At 43.0% G+C, this 18,604-nt stretch carries 14 protein-coding genes; 5 read left to right on the forward strand and 9 right to left on the reverse strand.

From position 1 onward, the window contains the following. Positions 1–2: 2 nt before the first annotated feature. The 4 genes from MKZ09_RS22085 to MKZ09_RS22100 form a co-directional block, all read right to left on the reverse strand. A complete protein-coding gene (locus MKZ09_RS22085; protein ID WP_076201533.1) occupies positions 3–776 on the reverse strand; it encodes a DeoR/GlpR family DNA-binding transcription regulator in 774 nt (257 codons plus the stop codon). A 175-nt stretch (positions 777–951) separates the two neighbouring features. Beyond that, positions 952–1,431 carry a DinB family protein gene (locus MKZ09_RS22090; RefSeq protein WP_076201530.1) on the reverse strand — a complete coding sequence of 160 codons (480 nt, stop codon included), beginning with the start codon at positions 1,429–1,431 and terminating at the stop codon, positions 952–954. Between the two features lie 38 nt (positions 1,432–1,469). Beyond that, positions 1,470–2,936: a protein adenylyltransferase SelO gene (locus MKZ09_RS22095; protein WP_076201528.1), complete on the reverse strand. Its 1,467-nt coding sequence runs from the start codon at positions 2,934–2,936 to the stop codon at positions 1,470–1,472. A gap of 199 nt (positions 2,937–3,135) precedes the next feature. Further along, on the reverse strand, positions 3,136–4,425 hold the full coding sequence (locus tag MKZ09_RS22100; protein WP_076134465.1) for an L-cysteine desulfidase family protein: 1,290 nt from the start codon (positions 4,423–4,425) through the stop codon (positions 3,136–3,138). 133 nt (positions 4,426–4,558) lie between these two features. On the opposite strand from MKZ09_RS22100, the gene MKZ09_RS22105 reads away from it, so the two are divergent. Beyond that, a complete protein-coding gene (locus MKZ09_RS22105; RefSeq protein WP_076134377.1) occupies positions 4,559–5,368 on the forward strand; it encodes a lipase family protein in 810 nt (269 codons plus the stop codon). Between the two features lie 302 nt (positions 5,369–5,670). Here MKZ09_RS22105 and MKZ09_RS22110 read toward each other — a convergent pair whose 3' ends face one another. Continuing rightward, positions 5,671–6,018 carry a DUF4181 domain-containing protein gene (locus MKZ09_RS22110; RefSeq protein WP_076201525.1) on the reverse strand — a complete coding sequence of 116 codons (348 nt, stop codon included), beginning with the start codon at positions 6,016–6,018 and terminating at the stop codon, positions 5,671–5,673. Positions 6,019–6,438: 420 nt separating this feature from the next. Between MKZ09_RS22110 and MKZ09_RS22115 the strand changes: the two genes are divergently transcribed. Next, positions 6,439–6,870 (forward strand): flavodoxin domain-containing protein, encoded by a 432-nt coding sequence (locus MKZ09_RS22115; protein ID WP_076190655.1) that lies wholly within the window; start codon positions 6,439–6,441, stop codon positions 6,868–6,870. Positions 6,871–6,923: 53 nt separating this feature from the next. Here MKZ09_RS22115 and MKZ09_RS22120 read toward each other — a convergent pair whose 3' ends face one another. Together MKZ09_RS22120 and MKZ09_RS22125 are read right to left on the reverse strand one after the other, a co-directional pair. Continuing rightward, positions 6,924–8,996, reverse strand: coding sequence for a serine hydrolase domain-containing protein (locus MKZ09_RS22120; protein ID WP_076201523.1), 2,073 nt, complete (start codon positions 8,994–8,996; stop codon positions 6,924–6,926). A 92-nt stretch (positions 8,997–9,088) separates the two neighbouring features. After that, on the reverse strand, positions 9,089–9,811 hold the full coding sequence (locus MKZ09_RS22125) for an MOSC domain-containing protein (RefSeq protein WP_076134374.1): 723 nt from the start codon (positions 9,809–9,811) through the stop codon (positions 9,089–9,091). 197 nt (positions 9,812–10,008) lie between these two features. Between MKZ09_RS22125 and MKZ09_RS22130 the strand changes: the two genes are divergently transcribed. From MKZ09_RS22130 to MKZ09_RS22140, 3 genes are all read left to right on the forward strand, one after another. Next, complete coding sequence (locus MKZ09_RS22130; RefSeq protein ID WP_256719143.1) at positions 10,009–11,472, forward strand: ATP-binding protein; 1,464 nt, start codon at positions 10,009–10,011, stop codon at positions 11,470–11,472. Positions 11,473–11,558: 86 nt separating this feature from the next. Further along, entirely contained in the window at positions 11,559–12,410 is an 852-nt protein-coding gene (locus MKZ09_RS22135) for an AraC family ligand binding domain-containing protein (protein ID WP_076201520.1), read from the forward strand. Then, positions 12,410–13,294 carry a DMT family transporter gene (locus MKZ09_RS22140; RefSeq protein ID WP_256715086.1) on the forward strand — a complete coding sequence of 295 codons (885 nt, stop codon included), beginning with the start codon at positions 12,410–12,412 and terminating at the stop codon, positions 13,292–13,294. Before MKZ09_RS22135 ends, MKZ09_RS22140 begins: the two co-directional genes overlap by 1 nt. Positions 13,295–13,375: 81 nt before the next feature. Here the strand turns inward: MKZ09_RS22140 and MKZ09_RS22145 are convergent, their stop codons facing one another. Then, positions 13,376–17,857, reverse strand: coding sequence for a hypothetical protein (locus MKZ09_RS22145; RefSeq protein ID WP_076201517.1), 4,482 nt, complete (start codon positions 17,855–17,857; stop codon positions 13,376–13,378). Then, positions 17,844–18,602: a DUF6063 family protein gene (locus MKZ09_RS22150; RefSeq protein ID WP_036688875.1), complete on the reverse strand. Its 759-nt coding sequence runs from the start codon at positions 18,600–18,602 to the stop codon at positions 17,844–17,846. The genes MKZ09_RS22145 and MKZ09_RS22150 overlap by 14 nt, the downstream gene beginning before the upstream one ends. Positions 18,603–18,604: the final 2 nt, after the last annotated feature.

Here is an 18,604-nt window from a genome sequence, read left to right on the forward strand (position 1 = left end):
TTTCAAACCTCTTCAGCTTCATCTTGGCACTCAATAACTGTGATGTTCTTCTGATCTAGAACTTCTCTGATCTCGATTGGAAGCTCTCGATTTGTAACTAAAATATCAACGAAATCAAAGTCTAGCCGATAAAAGGATTTAGCATTAAATTTGGTGTGATCCGCAACTAAAATCACCTGATCAGATCTTCGAGCCATTTCTCTTTTTACCCGCGCATCTTCTTCATAAGGATAATAGAGTCCATCAGCACAGATCGCCGATGCTCCAATAAAGGCTTTATCCGCACGAATTTCACTAAGTTTATCGATAATGGAAGAACCATATAACAAGCGGTTTTTCACATTTAAGTAACCACCAAGTACATAAATTTGCAAATCCTCACGATGGGATAAAATCCCTACATTATCTATCGAGTGCGTGACAACCGTAATATCCTGCGCACTTATTTGTTCTGCAACAAACTGTACAGTGGTCGATACGTCTAAAATCACAGTCTCACGATCTTGGATAAGCCCGGCCGCGATCTTCCCTATTCTCTGCTTACTCTCGGATTCATCGATCAAACGATCCTGATAAGATAATAATTCTTTTTGCAATTCAGGTAACGCTAGACCGCCATGCGTCCGAACAACGACGCCCTCTTGTACTAACCTAACAATATCCCGTCGGGCAGTATCTCTTGAGACTTCAAATTGCGTACAGATATCTTGAACACTCATCGATTGGTGTTGTTTCAAATATTCGAGTATTTTTAATAATCGTTCCTCTTGATACATAATGAAATTCACCTCCTAAAGTCATCATAAGTCATTTTATAAGTATTTACAAGCGTTTATAAGTTAATAATTAAGTATATGTAAGTATTAACCCATAAAAAAAGACGAAAGCCAGATGAATGTGCATCCGCTAACGCCTTTAAAATGTCTATTCCTTAAGATTCACTTCACAATGTCACTTCACATCGCGGTTCCAGCTCTTCTGTATCTTTCGAATAAAAACAATCTGGCCCACATGATAAGCATTATGGGTCGTTACATTTCCGAGTACTTCCCACCATTTACTGTCTGGGAATCCTTGAACGTCAGCTTCCAATTGTTCTTTCTTAATCAATTCCTGCCAGTGTAAAAGAACCTCTAAAAGTTGTTTTTGCAGCGCTTCGAACGTTTTCCCTTCTGCAACGACAAAGGTATTATTATTATCCACTGAAGGAACCGCATGAACACTGGCTTCTTTATACCTTGTTTGCCAAGTTTCATTCCAGTAAAGCAGATGCTGCACAATCTCAGCAATACTATTGCTTTCTTCCGTTACCTTCCAAAAAGCTTCTTCTTCACTTAAGTCTTTAACCGCCACTTCAAAGGGCACATACCAACTCGAATCATTTGCATTGGCCAGCAACTGGTTGGCTAGAACATCATAAGCATGAAACATTCTTCCTTCCCCCATTTTCCAGATAGATTATAAGCAATTTAAGTACCGCAGAATGTACGATATGGACAAGCCGATTCCTCAGGAAGTGCCGAGTATTCCACTTGTTCAGGGGAGTAGGCGTATGGGTTAGACAAAGCTTGAAGGAACCGCTCCATCACATCGTAATCTTTCCGCTCTACCGCTGCCTCAAGCGCTTCTTCCACACGATGATTCCGCGGAATAATCGCAGGATTACTGCTGCGCATCAGCTCCTGTGAAGAGGATTGTGATTCCTGCTGCCTGCTAAGTCGCGCCTGCCACAGCTCATTCCATTGCTTAAATTCAGGGGTGCCAAACAGAGCAGCATCTTCCATTACGCCTAAAGTTAAGGACCGAAATGTATTAGTGTAGTCAGCCCGATATTTTTGCATCAGTTCAAGGAGGGTATCAATCAGAGCAACATCCTCTAACTCTTCGTTAAACATTCCCAGCTTCGCTCTCATTCCCGTTAGCCAATATTGATAGGACCGCTCCGAAAAATCTGAAATTGCCTCCTCAGCCAGCTTAATCGCCTGTGCCTGATCGTCAGCCAGCAATGGCAAGAGAGTCTCGGCAAATCTGGCCAGATTCCATGCGCCAATCCCGGGCTGATTGTGGTAAGCATAACGACCCTGCTGATCTATGGAACTAAATACCGTCTCAGGATTATACACATCCATGAAGGCACATGGACCATAATCAATCGTTTCTCCGCTAAGGGCCATATTATCAGTATTCATCACTCCGTGAATAAAACCTACAAGCTGCCATTTAGCAATTAGCGCTGCTTGACGTTCCATTACTTCCCGAAGCAGAACAAGATATGGATTAACTTCCACAGGAGCTTCTGGATAATGTCTATGCAACGTGTAATCAGCCAGAATACGCAGATCCTCCACAGTCCCCCATGCAGCAACATATTGGAAGGTTCCAACACGCAAATGACTGGCAGCGATCCGGGTCAGAACCGCCCCCGGCTGTTCCGTTTCCCGAATTAGCAGCTCCCCTGTAGCTACCACCGCCAAGCTGCGAGTCGTAGGAATCCCGAGTCCATGCATCGCTTCACTGATGATATATTCGCGCAACATCGGTCCAAGCGCTGCCCGGCCATCGCCACCACGAGAGTATGGGGTTCTTCCCGCACCCTTCAACTGAATATCTACACGATCACCTTGAGGGGTGATCTGTTCGCCCAGCAGCACTGCTCGACCGTCTCCCAACATGGTAAAATGTCCGAATTGATGTCCAGCATAAGCTTGCGCAAGCGACACGGTACCTTCAGGAACTTCGTTGCCGGCAAGAATCCCAAGACCCTCCTTACTCTGTAGTGCTGTGCTATTCAGCCCTAGAGTAGCAGCCAATGGTTCATTAAACATAATCAGTTCCGGTTTACGTACAGGCGTTGGCTTAATTTTTGTAAACATTGATTCCGGCAGATGAGTATAACTATTCGCAAAATTCCAGCCTATATCTATTTTCTCTGTCATATTATCTCCTTTTTATACCCTCAGTCTCTATGCCTTTATTAACTCAGAATAAGTTATGTTAAAATTTAATGCAAATCTTCTCGCAGACCTATGTTTTTGCCGAAGTGTTACAAAGACCGCCCGGCTTCCTGCCATTTTATGCAGGGAACCGGGCGGTCTTAATTATGATGTTCTATTTTGTTTTCAACTTATTTGGAAGCTAATTCGCTCCGCCTTTGGAGAGCATAATATTGAGAATGGTCTTGTCAGTATCCGCCAGCCCTTCCTGAACCAAACGCTCCATGTTGCGGATGGTATCTTCCACCTCTTCGAAAATCACACCATCCTTGGTTGTAGGAGCAATGTTGTTCATAGCCAGTGTGGCTGCCTGGATCGCCGTATTGGTGGAGGTGGAAATCTTCAGCGCACAGGTAGAATTCGCACCGTCACAGATCATGCCTGACAAAGAAGCTATCGTATTCTGTATCCCATGCTTGATCTGCTCAAGACTGCCGCCCATGAGATAAATGATCCCGCTATTTGCTCCTACTCCCCCTGCAATCCCTGAACCACATAATGGGGACAAACGCCCGATATAATGTTTGATATGCACAGTGACCAGATTGCTCAGTGCAAGCGCCCGAGCTAGCATTTCTTCATCCTTGCCCAGCAATTCCGCCAGAGCTATAACGGGAAGCGTACAGGCGATGCCTTGATTGCCACTGCCCGCAGTTGTCATCACAGGCATTGCACTGCCATCCATTCGAGCATCTGAAGCCGCTGCGGTAGCCGCGATAATTCTATTCGCTACATCATTGCCGAACAGATTCACCGCAGATTGCTGATTCATTTTCTTGCCTACTTGCAAGCCATAATCGCCTCGCAATCCCTCATCAGAGATCGCTTTGTTCATCCGCGCCCCTTCCAAGAGAAAGCTAAGCTCTGAAAAAGGAGCGGTACAGATAAACTCGAATATCTGGTCAACTGAGCCCGCATACTCTTCCGTGTCGGAAAGACCAGGCTTGCCACAGTCGGCTTTTGAATTCCGGGGTGTTATTTTCTCCCCGTCCAGAGCCAAATATTCTATATGGGTGTGCTCTCGGGCAATAATGGCAGTAGCCGTATGGTTCTGCGTAAACAACTGGGCTTCAATATATAATTTCTCAGGAGTGTCCTTTATCTCCACTTTTAGCAGCTTTCTATCCAGCAGGTCATTTGCCATCTTCAACTCAGCCTGCGTCAGGCCTGACAGAATCTCCAGTTCCTTGTGAGAACGGCCGACCACCGCTCCAAGGGCTGCTGCGATGGGCAGGCCTGTCTGGCCTGTCCCGGGAATGCCCACTCCCATTGCATTTTTGATAATATTACCGCTGAGATGCAGCTGAATCCCCGTAATTTCTTCCTCGAGAAGCTCTGCCGCCAAGGAGACGGCATACGCAACTGCAATCGGCTCCGTACAGCCTTCTGCCGGCACGACTTCCTTGTGTAAAATTTCCAATAAGTTGCTCATGTATGCATTTCCCCCTTCTCTCTCGCTGTTGGAGTTATTTATATATAGTAACTCAGAGAGAAGTTTCAGGGAATCCTTTTTCTTAGGAATCACTCCTTCATCCCCCTAATATAGTGTAGGAAAGAAAGGCGGGATGCGCGTGAGTAAGAGGAATGAGCAAGAGCAAAGGGCGATCTTTCTAGCTGCAGTCTGCGGGCAGACCTATACACAATTTTCAAATATAGATGGAGTTTTCGTCATTCCATTAGATTATCAGCTATGTCATCCCATTGAAGCACAATCCTTCAATAATGTATGGGAACGTTTCGGCTTTATTTTGGAGTCTCCACAAGAGATTATTATTGCCTTTCGGGGAACCAGTACGACGACCAATTGGATATCCAACGTCCTCGCCTCACAGGAACGGTTCAAATATCTTAAAGAAGACTCTCTCACCCATCGTGGCTTCACCAACATTTATTCTTCAGCTCGGGATGGCATCTTCTCTACGCTCTCCAAGCTATCTCCCGACAAGACCTTATACATTACGGGCCACAGCCTCGGTGGAGCGCTCGCCACCTTATGTACCTTAGATATTGCGGCAAATACCTCTTACACCACACCTAACCTCTATACTTATGGTTCCCCACGGGTAGGCGATCCGGACTTCGTTAATATTTTCAAACAATATGTGCGGAAGAGTTACCGGTATGCCAATCTTTTTGATGTTGTAACCTACGCACCTCCACATGTCTATAAGCTCCCCAAACGGGAAAAAAAGTATTATTACAATCATGTCCATACTTTTAACTCACTGTCTTTCCAGAATGGATCTGCAAGTGGTAATCACGTAATCAGCAGCTATTTCGCCGAGCTCTCCAAGCTCCAACCGGAATTCGCTCAAGAATTATGTATAACGAACCCTGGATTCTGTCCTCTCGTGGCTACGAAAGCAGAAGTATAATGTGAACCCAAAAAGGAGGTGCCCAACAAGCCATATGCCGGCTGCCGAAACACCTCTTTTCTTCGTATGATTCGATGCCATCAGCAGTTACAAAGTCACTAACAGACTCCATTGACACTAACAGCAGTATATTTCCACTTTAAAAATCCCAGCGGACTCCATGGCCACTATTGGTATAAAAAACACCAAATATAAGTCACTTTCTAACGAATAGCTGTACTGGAGTCCGAAATGCTGCCCAAAAGGCGATTATTCAGCAATTAACATCATATGGGTCCGAAACCGGTACGAATGAGACTAGGTCAGAATATAAAATAAACTAATACCACACCTAGGACTAACAGAATAAGTGAAACTATGTGCTGTTTCGTATGTTTTAGAAACTTCCAGTCGATAAACGTCTGAAACCCTATTGCAACTATTATAACTACAATCCAAAACCACTTCATAACCACACCCTCTGGGCCATCGGCAATTATGATCACAACCCCCGTAATTAATCCCACAAGTGCAAGTATAAGCTTCACTTTTATATTAAGCTCATAACCTTCTTCCGGAAGTTTTTCTTTGTCCGGGCTAACAATCCATATCCTTAGAAACAGGTTAGAAAAAGCAAGGATTATAAGTATAAGTCCAATTTTCACTTTCATTCACCTCCACCCTTATATAGAATTCATTCGTATTTATTTCTGATCATTAGTTCTTTGATTTCTTTTAACTCATTTAATATTTCTTTTGATAGTTGCGTACTTCTAGAGTTATCGATGCCTACTTTAATCACAAATATTCCAAGCAACAAATAGATGATTAGCATTACGATGATCCCCAATTTATGTTCACTCCTCTTTTTTTGTTTATTTTCTTAAAGATATTGTTAGCATTAGATTAATATTATTCCCATGATACCATAATAAGGATATCTAATTAACACTCAGGAGCTTGCCGTTGGCTTGACAAATGATCAGCATATTCGCTAAAATATACTATATCTTGATTATCAAGATAATTGATTTCCGAGATTTTTTACAATGCGGAAACGCGATTAATCTTAACTGAAAAGAGGGAACACAATGGCAGTACTTATTCTATACGCTACAAAATCTGGAGCAACAGAACAATGTGCAAAAGTATTATCAGAAGAGCTACCTCAGAGCAAAATTTGCAATATAGAATTAGAGAAGCCAAATATCGAGGCATTTGATAGCATTATTTTAGGGGCAGGAGTAAGAGATGAAAAAATATATAAAGCCATTCGTGACTTTATCAAAAAAAATAAAGATGAGTTACTGACTAAGAAGATGGGCTACTACATTTGTAACGAGAAACCCAAGAAAACCGAAGAATTAATAGAGAAAAATTTCCCTGATGATCTGAAAGAAGCTGCAATTTGTATTGAATCTTTTGGAGGTTATAAGGCCTATAAGGCTCCAAAGGAAGGTACTGATCAGCTCAAAGGGATTTTGGTAGATAAAATAAGAGAATTCTCACAAAATTTCAAATAAAAAATCCTGTTACCAAGACGAAAATCTTGATAACAGGATTTTTTTATATACGTTTATTGCGCCTTGAGGGTCACTTCAAACTTCGCACCGACATCACCAACAAATACAATTTTGCCGTTGCTAGGAAGTTTGACTTGCTTAAGACCACTAATGGTAAAGTAATTCACACATACACCATTCTCATCATAAACGGCAAAGGAACTCTTGGTTGGCAGCTCCACTGTCATTATCTTACCTGTTGCCGTTTCAGGAACTCCATACCATTTAGCGTATCCATCTGATTGGATAGTTACCATAGATTGCGGGCCAGCATAAATAGGTTTAACTGCATCTTGATGTATAAACAATTGATTGCCAATCTTTAAATACTCCACACCATTTTTCTTTTCAAAAATAAGAACCGCAAGATCGCGTCCAGCGATGGTTGGAATTTGCACGGTCATTTCTGCTTTATTAGGTCCTGTTATTTTATTCGAGCCCATATAACCAGGTGCATCAGGGAACATAGCGATTCCAGCTACCGGCATACTCATGTAATATTGGGAGCTGTACTTCTCGCTGACATCAAAATACAATTTCCCTTGACGCTGCTGCCATGCAGTAGTGACCTCTTGAGATAGGGCATTGGGTTCAAGCTTCTCAGCTGCATATTGGGTAACGGCAGTTTCACCAAGTCCTGGAATTACCCCATACCCTTGACTCCAAAGATAGATACGGCCATTGCTCTCCTTCACAAAGCTAACTTTACTTGTACCCTCTGCATCTAAGAATTCACCGTTCGAATTATAGGAAAATTTCTGCGCAGGCATTGTAGGAGCTATAATCGAAGATATACTCAATTCCCCAGCTTTACTAACCTCTATCTTCATTAGTTGCGTAGAATCACCATAGACACCCGCATAGTTTAACAATTCTTGCGGCATATCTTCTTTGTTCGAAGTTTTAAATGTTGGTGTAGCTTTCAGTTCCTTAATAACTCCCTTTTCCTGTAAAGCGCTGAGTAAAATTTCGTTGGCAAGCATCTGGTCCGTTGTACTTGATCCGCCAGAAGATATTACTGCTGCTGCCATCTGCTGTCCCGGCAATACAACTAATGAGGTATGATACAGACCTGTATCTCCACCCTTTGTCAAAGCCTTGATTTCGTACTGGTTAAATGGATATAAGTTCACACTGTCCCAGCCTAATCCATAAGCTAACGAATTATCTGTTCCTTTAGGCCATATTCCACGCTTATATTCCTCTTGTTCCATCGCTTTTACAGACTTTTCTGACAAAATGCCAGTCGATTGGCCTGTAAAAATAGTTGCAAAACGCACCAAATCCTCAGCAGTGGAATAGATACCACCTGTTCCAATCACGTTAATGGTTTCTTTGGGTAAAGCTGCTGAGTAGGTAGCATTATAGACACTAGCCAGCTGAGAAGAAGCTACAGAATCTACAGGCGTTTTCGTATGTGCAAGCCCTAGTGGTTCTGTGAAATTTTGATGAATGAATGTGGTAAAGTCCGTGCCACTGACCTTTTCAACAATCAACTCAGCCAACGTAAATCCATCATTACAATATACTGAGTAGGCGCCTGGATCGGCCTTCAGACGTTGTGTTGACAAGGTCTCTAGCAAACTATCTTTTGCAATAGGATCGGAATCATTAAATAAGAAAGAATTGGATAAGTTCGAGCCAGCAAGACCTGATGAATGATTCAACAGCATCCGTACAGTGATTTGCTTATAACGAGAATCTTCCATCGTAAAATTATTCAAATAAGATACGACTGAACCGTCCAAATCTACTTTTCCTTGCTCAACAAGCTTCATAATAGAAGCTGTTGTATACATTTTACTCGTCGAGCCAATACCATACATCGTTGTGACGCTTGGTGCTGTCTTACTCTCCACATGGCTAAATCCAGATTGACCGCTCACAACGATATTATCGCCATCAATAAGAGCATATTGGAGACTAGTCGTCCCCAGCTTCTCCGTTAAGAACGCCGCCTTCTCTGCTGCCACCTTCTGAGTGTTCACATACGTTTGCCCTTTGCTGCTATCCGCTGCTAAAACACTAGTAGGGACATACACCAATAGAAGCAATGCAACTAATAAGGATGCCAAATTTTTCTTCATACATAACCTCCCGATATGAAATCGTCATCCTTTAAAGGATAATTTATCCATGGAGTAATGTAAAGGAAGTTTATACTATTGGGATTATATATCTAATCTACTATTTCTACTTTATCTCCGATTCGAATTTCCCCTGTTTTGATTACTGAGGCATAGACTCCGAAATGCAAATCAAATTCTTTATGTAATTTTTTCAAAAGCACTGGGTCCTTCTGGAGACTATCCGGGTCCATCGTAATCACAACACATCTCTCGCAAAAACTATCTACCTGTAGCTGTACATCCCCAATGTTGAGCCGGCGTCCAATCCAATCTCCTTCAAAAAGAGAATCATCATTCAGCGCGATAACAAAATTCCCGCGAAAACGCCGTTGATCCAAGGAATGCCCCCAGGTTGCCTCCAGTTTTTTTAAGCTGGCATCCGTAATGAGTAGAATACTAGCGCCATCCACGGATAGGAGTTGCGGATGTTCTGGCTGTGGATGTGCAGCTTTTAGACCAGACATAGTGATTGGAGTTTTGGTTTGGCTTTGGATTTCTTCCAATAGAGTATCATCCCATCCAAAGGTTCGCCCATCTGATGCCGTTACATGGATTTGTCCATCTATAAATTGCGCTTGATAGGTAAGCATATTCGGTATATTTCTAGCGGTGATATATCTTCGCCAGCCCTCTTTGGACTCATCGTAAAAGGAGCAAAAACGGTCACCAAGCATTCCATACGGTTCAATCATACAGCTTTCTAATTTTTCACCTGCAAATGACTTGACCGGGTAACGATTAATTCCTTGAATTTCACCAACAACTGATAACATAATACAACGCCTCCACCTGTCTTAAAATGCAACGTATCTTCTCATTCTACCTGATTTTATTTAACTGTTGTATGAATATCTAATAACCCAGAAATTTTATATGTTTTATTGAGTTATATGTTTTATACTATGACTGTTAGACATATTGCATTTTGAAATAACACTCACTCCCCCATAAAGAAGAGAGGTAACCTGCTGTGCGGACAAATGATTTTCAAGGTTTTGACTTTGTTTTTACCCAAGCCGTGATGGGTATGGCCCTTATTTCGCTTGATGGAACGTTCCTAAAACTGAATTCAGCATTATGCGACCTCTTGGGGTATGATGAAACCGAATTAACGACACCCTCTCCAACCGTCCGTACCCTTCTAGATCAGATTCATAAATTCAATTCATTAGGAAGCTCTCTTCCACCTACGAGCACTGATCCGCAGAAACTCGAAATAGATTATTCCCATCCCACCGGACGCCGGTTATCTTTAGAGGCCTCCATATCTATCCTTCTGGATGACAATGGTCAACCCATATATTATTTTACTCAATTCGAGAATAAAACCTTAATCAGGGAAATGGAGACTCAGCTTCAGGTTGTGAATTCCCATCTACTTGAAAAAGAGAGCTCTTTTCTACAGCTGCTGGAGGAACTGCCTCAGCCCGTGCTTATCACTAGGGAGGGAATCGTTCTATATGCAAATTCGGCAGGTTTACAATTAATCCATGCAGAAAGCCTAGATCAAGTGCTTGGTCTATCGACTATGGATATTGTCGACTACTCTAATTATGAAATTCTCTCAGAACGAAGAAAGAAATTCAACACTGATAGAACAACAGGTTCTGTCTGCTACCTGATTAATTGTTTAAATAACCAGCAGAAATATGTGGATGGGATTACATTGCCGATTATCTTTGAGGGAACCGAAGCGTACATTGGCATATTCAAAGATATATCCGAGCAAGTATTGGAAGATGAACGACTGATACAGTCCGAGAAATTATCCACAGCAGGACAGTTAGCAGCTGGAATCGCTCATGAAATACGGAACCCTCTTACAGCCATTAATGGCTTTATGAAGCTACTGCGCTCTTCCGAGCGGATGAATGATAAATATATTTCCATTATTGAGTCAGAATTGAAACGCATCGAGTTCATCGTCAACGAACTGCTTGTCTTATCTAAACCCCAAACCACTCATATTAGTAAACCAGTGGATTTATTGTCTTTGCTGGAACAAGTCACCACACTAATGAATGGACAAGCTGCCTTAAAAAATCTCAAGATCCTCCCTGTCTGTACTGATCATTCCATTTGGATCAATGGTGAGGCTTATCAGCTGAAGCAGGTATTTATTAACTTACTTAAAAATGCGATGGAAGCAATGAATCATGGGGGAAACATCTATATTCATGTGCAAACCTATGACAGAGAAGCCCGAATCAGTGTGCAGGATGAAGGCTGTGGGATGACAGAGGAACAGATCAATGCCCTCGGCAAACCATTTTATACGACCAAAGAAACAGGAACAGGCTTAGGTTATATGATCACACAAAATATTATACATAATCATGGCGGAGCGATCTCTGTAGAAAGTATTCTGGAGCAAGGAACAACTTTTACTGTAAATATTCCAACGATCATTACACCTGAGGAATCTATCATGTAGAAGAGGAGGTATCGCAACATCATGCAAGAATGCCCCTAATTTTCACATTATAATGGTTGTACATAATTTGAAAAGAAGGTGCAGCAATGACTCGTGAAGTTCGAACAGTAGTTTTCGATCGTGACTTAAAATTTGAGGCGTATCGATTCGAAGGTATTATGCAGAAGTTTCCCAACCATTTTCATGACTATTATGTCATAGGTTTTATTGAACAAGGAAAGAGACATCTGCTGTGTAACCAAGAAGAGCATATTCTTAACAGCGGAGATGTGGTCATCTTTAATCCGGCGGATCCTCATGCCTGTGAACAGATAGACGGGAGAACGCTGGACTATCGCTGCATCAATATTCAGCCGGAAGTCATGCGTGAGTATGTGCTAGAAATTACCGGCATAGGCTACTTACCGCGGTTCACACACAATGTTCTCTACCAAAGTGAACTGTCGAGCCCTTTACACGATCTGCACCAAATGATATTAGAGGATCAATCCGATTTTCAAAAAGAAGAGTTGTTTCTATTTCTCCTTGAGCAGCTTCTGAGAGAATACACGGAGACAGAAACCCTCTGTCCCGCTCAAGAGCCTACTTCTGAAATTAAAATCATTTGCGAATACATAGAGTTACATTATGCGCAGAACATTACGCTGAACCAGCTAAGTGAATTGAGCGGCTTAAGTAAATATCACTTGCTGCGTTTATTTACCAGACAGAAAGGAATATCACCTTACCGTTACTTGGAAACCATTCGCATTAACCACGCCAAAAAGCTTTTAGAACAAGGAATATTGCCAATAGAAGTGGCCTCTCTAACCGGTTTCAGTGATCAGAGCCATTTCACAAATTTCTTCAAAAGACTCATAGGCTTAACCCCAAAGCAATATATGCGTATATTTGTTCAGCAAACGGGAGTAAAGTCGTCAACGGAACTTACGATATGATAAATCAACGCAAAGTTAACACAGGGCATCTGCTGGCATTACTTACGATTTTGATCTGGGGAACCACCTTTATCTCCACAAAAATATTGTTAAAAGACTTTATGCCTGTGGAAATTCTGTTCTTCCGTTTTCTTATTGGGTACTTTGTACTGTTACTGATCTATTCACGTCCAATCCGAACTACATCCTTTAAAGAGGAATTGCTCTTTATCGCCGCAGGTCTTTGTGGAGTCACGTTATATTTTCTTATAGAAAATATTGCCCTAGTCTATACCCTTGCATCCAATGTAGGTGTGATTGTCTCCATCGCTCCATTTTTCACGGCGGTTATCGCTCACTTCTTTTTAGAAGAAGAGAAATTTCATAGGCAGTTTTTTATAGGATTTTTGATAGCCTTGGCAGGAATTATATTAATTGGGCTGAACGGGAGTTATCTTCTGCAACTGAACCCCATCGGTGACTTGCTGGCATTGCTGGCACCTGTGGTTTGGGCAATATATTCAGTGTTGATGCGAAAAATAAGCCTACTAAAGGTTCATACTATAGGGGCTACCCGCAGAGTATTTTTCTATGGTCTGCTGTTTATGCTGCCTACTCTGTTTCTGTTTGATTTCCAGCTGGGTCTGAGTAGATTCAAAGAGATTTCAAATGTAGCTCACCTGCTTTTCTTAGGTCTGGGTGCCTCGGCACTGTGTTTTTTGACTTGGAATAAAGCTGTAGGGATTCTGGGGGCTGTAAAAACAAGTGTATACATCTATATTGTGCCTGTAATTACAGTGGCAGCTTCTGCCCTTGTTCTGAATGAAAAGATCACCTGGGCAATCCTGACGGGAACTTTTTTAACGCTCACCGGTTCATATATTTCCGAACGCAAACCTAAATAACCACACTATCTTTAACATTTAATAAAAAGAAGCCCCAGCAGCGTGATGCATACTGGAGCTTCTTTAAGTTACATTCCATACTCAGAACAACGAGTCAGGAATAAGCTTTCTTCCTCCCTTGATCAGAGTCGATTCCAGCATGTCCCCTTTGACGCCTCCAAAATAAAGCTGCCAATATACACCAAAACGCACGCTGACATCATTCTTCACCAGCTCCGGTGGCGTAACAATCAGCCATTGGAATTTGAGCGCCTTGGAAATTTCGAAGACGGGGTCAAGCACGTTATTGGAGACCATTTCTCCGAAAGGGTTGTCATATAAAAAGACCGTCCAGCCTTTATTCTCACGATTCACCCGTTTATGCGTCATGATCATCATTGCGACCAGCAGCTGTACAGATTGACGTTGCCCACCACTGCCGACTGCTTCATCCAGTGCACCGCGATTAATAATCTCCCAGTCCGAATAATGATAATCTTCCGGTGCGGCGTAGAGGAAATAATTCTCCGTTACCGGTTTATACACTTGAAGTATCGGAAAGCGGTTCTGCAGCGCCGCATAGACAATTCGTCCGTCATTAATAACCTCTTTGATTACCAGCGCCGGCACTTGTTCTATCTTTGGATACTTTTTGAGCAATTCATTGATGCATTGATTGAAGTAGTCACTCACCATCGGCTCTACCTCATCGCTTGTTCTTGGCACATTGATATTCTTGTAATTCAGACGTACCAGCGGGAAAGCATAATTATTCTCGTTATGAATAATCATCCGGCGTTCCATTCGCTTCATAATATCAATGATTTGTACCACTCGTAGAGATGCCCGGCCTACCCACATCTTGCGGGAGAGATCCATGCCTTCCTTATCGCTTTGAATGCTCTCGATCTGATCGCGCGAACTGCGTAACATGGAATCTAGGACTTGCAGTGCAATAGCGAAATTATCCCAATGGACCGTATTCAATCGATCTAGAATCTTGGTCTCCAGTTCGGAATTCCGTTCATTTTTCGCAAGTTTTTCGGTTAAGGAGTTTTTCTCTTCCTTCACCTTTTTGGAGATCTCATCCTGTCTAATCCGGCTATCCTTAATGCGGAGAAGCCAGTCGGCTACTAGAGGCTCGCAGCTTTCTCTAACCCTCAGCGTTATTTCTTCTGGCACACTCCGTAGGTTGACGCGATCCTCAATATGCGCGTTCATTATTTTGATTTGATTGGATAAAGTCTGGAGGAGGACATCCATTCGGTCCAAGGATCTTTTACACTGGTTAAGCATGAGCTCGTTCGCCTGGCAGCGCTCTTGAATTTCTGTCTCCTTATCCTCTAGCGCCTCATTCCAAAGCTCCACAGCACGTTCATGTTTCTCTTTGATCCCCTTCTCTACTTTGCGCAACTCTTTCTGCAAGTTCTCCAATTCAGTCTGGCAGCGGATGTAACCGTCGTGAACAATCTGATAGTCTTCCTCCAAAGAAGTAGTATCCGTCTTTTGGCGATTTCTTGCAGCCATAATGGACTCGGCCGACTCCGCAGGTTCAGTCGCCTTCCGCCAATTCACATCCACTTGATTTAGGCTGGATTCAAGCTCAGCCAGATTCTCGCTTGCTGCTTTAATCTGTGCAGCTCTTGTCCGAACTTCCAGTTCATTTTCGGTTAATGATTGCTGTAGACTTTCCACGGTACTGAGCTGCTGCAAGAGAAGATTCTGCTCTACAGGATCTACAGGTATGACTTCTCCTTCATCAGAAAGCTGGTGATCTGTTGGGAAAACGATCTCAGGAAACCATCGTTGCAATCTAGGGAACATCGCATATTCGGTTTCTCTCGTCCATTTATTGCGTTGTCCGCTCAAGCTTTCCATTTGCACCTTTAGGTGTTCAAGCTGCTGATCTTTACCTGCTAACTCTTTGCTCACCAGATTCTTTCGTTCGATTTTTTTTTGTTTTTCCTTATAATCTTGTTCCTGTTTCTTCGTCCGTTCAATCCAAGCTTGCAGAACCCCCGCTCTCTGCTCATGCTCCACACTTAGAACTTTGTTCTCAGCGAGCTCCCGTCCGATCCGGGTAAGCGTCCCTTCGTTCTCATTCATCTCATTGCTCAGATTGATAATGCTCTGCTGAAGTTCAGCCTGCAGTTTAATAAGGGCATCCTGCTTGGCTGTAAGCGTCATGGTATTCTCGTTTTGGAATAAACGTTCATATTCTTGACGCACCGATTTTAACTTAGATAAATAAGCTTCAGAGTCCTGAAGGATCTGCTCCTGTTCTTTGAGCTTCCCCTGAATACTGCTCTTCCAATCCTGGAAACGATCCGGCTGCAAGACCATTTGCGGCCCTTGATTTGCAAAAAGCATGAAGGATGCTTGATGCGAAGCTGCCATCTCTTCACGGATAAAGATCGGCACCGCTGATTTCAGCAAGGTGTCCTTCATCAGTTCCGGCTGAATTTTATCAGCTTCGCGCCGGGTCAAAATCAAACTATATGGAAGTAACGGATATTGCTCCAGTTCTTCCTCACGTTCAAGATACGGACGGTCATTTAAGTAGGAACTACCTAGCGTTGATTGAATCTTTAACGAATCGAGTGTATCTTTGACCGTCAGAATATCTGAATTGGGTAGCCAGTAGGATTGGTTCTGAAGTTCCACATCCATGAGCTGATTATAGTAATCCCTTCTGGAACGTTTAGTCTGTTGCTCTACTTCATCTATTTTTCGGATAAAACGTGCCGGGATAACATCTTGTTCTTCAAAAAGGCCAGTAGCCCCTAAACGATTATGCTCTTCGTACATTTCCAGCAGTACAACGAGCTGTGACCATAATTGGGATTCTTTCTGAGTCTGTGACTCAAGCAGAACCCCAAGCTCGTCCGCTTCACGCTCATAAGAACGCCGTTTCTCGCTCAGCTCAGCATGACTCTTATGCAGTGCCAGCTTCCGAATCTCTTCCTGCTTGTGCTGTTCTTCCAAGTCTCCAATGACTTGAAGAATCGTTTTGGCAGCCGAGATCGTACGCTGCAGCGCTGCTGCCGGAGAATGGGCGGCATCCTGCCCATATTGAGCTGCGAATGCTCCGAGTTCTTCCGTGTATTGCCGAATAGATAAGGTCAATTCATTGATCTGATTATCCAGCCCGGCTAGCTCTACCAAGAAACTTTCCCTTTCCTTGCGCAATCTTCTTTCTTCCGCCGTTAGATCTTGCTGTGCTGTCCCAAACTCTCTGATCGTTTGCTGCCAGAGATTAAACACCACATCCCACTGTTTCCGCAGCTGTTCCTTGGCTGCCTGAATGACCTCTTGCCGTTCTTTCATCTCCAGAGAACCTTCAATAGCTTGAATTTCTTTTTGCCACTGCTCAATTTGCCGGGTATGGAGCAAACGTTTAGCCAGAAAATAAGCTACTTCAAGCTTCTTCTCTTGCGCTTTGGAATCCTCCAGCCGACCACGCGCACGGCTCTGATCATCACTGAGCTTCTTAAACTCTTCTTGCTTCAGTTCCGTTTCTTCCTTGCTGCGTAAGTATTTAAGATTGTCTGTCTCAAAGCGCAATTGCTTCGCATCCTGATAACGGCCAGCCAGTTCATCAGCAATCTTACTTCGCTCAACTTCTGCATTTCTCTGCTCTTCATAGATAACCGTATAGATTTGGCGTCCACGTAATTCCGTTTCTTGAACTACGTTTTCTGCTTCCACGCCTAGTTTTACCAGCTCATAAAGTGGTGCAGCCATACTAAGAAACTCTGTATAGACCTGCTCCCGCTGTTCAAGCATCGGCAAGCGCTGAGCCACTGTTGCTGTATCGATAAACATCCGCTGCAGCGTATTGTCGTCTTCCTTTAATCCTTCATTCAGACTAGATCCGATTTCAGGAATAATCAGCTTTTCGAATAAGTTATGATTGGTGAAAGCATCATTCTTTTTAAAATAACCTTTGATACCGCCCTCTTCACCATTGATCCGCCGCATATTACGCCACTCGGCGATATGGATATCCCGGGTAGCCAGAAAGTCATAATATCTTTTCAAATCCGAGCTATGGCTGCCAAAAGGTACAATCTCTCCCCGCCGATCGCGCACAAATTGCTGGATCGTTTCAAAACTCGTAGGTTCAGCAGTCACTTCGTCAAATAACGGCAACGTTGATAGCGTAAGTTCAGCCGCTTCACCGTAATCTGTAAGTGCGTACAGCAAGTAATCCACTTTGATATCCTGCTGATCAAGCGAATTATGTGCCGTCATAGCGATTCCCGTGGTCATATACTCATTGCGCTCATTGTTGTCGAGATGCCATTCGATAGCTACGTGAAAAGTGTACGGTTTAAGTTGTTTTTTATGATTATGAAAAAAAGCTTCAACCTGGTTCTCACTGTCTTTGCCCCATGGTGTTTTGGGCATCAATAGCTGGAAAATGGATTGCAGCAGTACGCCCTTTCCACCGCCATTCATGAGTGTAATAAGCGTATTAGCGGGTCCCTCTTCGTTGCAGAGATCCAAAATCATGTCGTCGTATTTCTTGAGCATCTTCTCGTATTTAAGTCCTGTAATTCGTATGCGTTCAATCCGCGGCATAGGTAGCACCGTCTTTCTCAGCTAAAGTTCTTCCAATGAGGCTCTTTAATTCCTGGTATCGATCGACATCATGATATAAATAACGCATTCTCTCATAAAGCTCTTCCCGAGGAAAGATACGCTTCTCTGTCTCAGAGATGAATACGAGCTTCTCCTCTTCCAGAAGTTTCATGCCTTCATGGATCAGTCCAATTCGTGAGCCTGCGCCTCTGGTCAGAAGATCGCTTTCTTCCTGACTTTTAGTCTGCATGTAGAGACTGGTCCATACCTTAGACATCGCTTGGATATCAAGCTGCCACTGCTGGCTGAATCGTCCATCCTCATCCATCTGAATCCAGGTCTGAAAGAGCGAGGACACCTGATCAGCAATTTGAATATAGGACATACTGTCCTGCCCCGACTTAAAATGAGTCTCATCCTGATCCATTTCGGCCAGAAAAACCAGAATAATAATATTGATAATATGTAAGTGTGTTTTACGCTCAACACGTGAATATTTGTTCTTTAACTGGGTGAAGTTGGTCGCAAACACTGATCCCAGCGGATTAACTAGCAGATGGAGACGGTGCCCGGAATTCATCACCCGACAGCCCCCTTCTTTAGCAACGTACTGAAGTGCATCATAAGTTCCTGCATCCTGTAGGCATTCTGCCGCTGCAGGGTCATCGAGAGGAATTACTTTTTTACGGAGCAATTCAAAAAATAGCCGCGAAGCTTGCTGTACCTGTTCTAATGTATAACTCATGT

This window comes from Paenibacillus sp. FSL R5-0908 (assembly GCF_038006245.1).
Classification (GTDB): domain Bacteria; phylum Bacillota; class Bacilli; order Paenibacillales; family Paenibacillaceae; genus Paenibacillus_AQ; species Paenibacillus_AQ odorifer.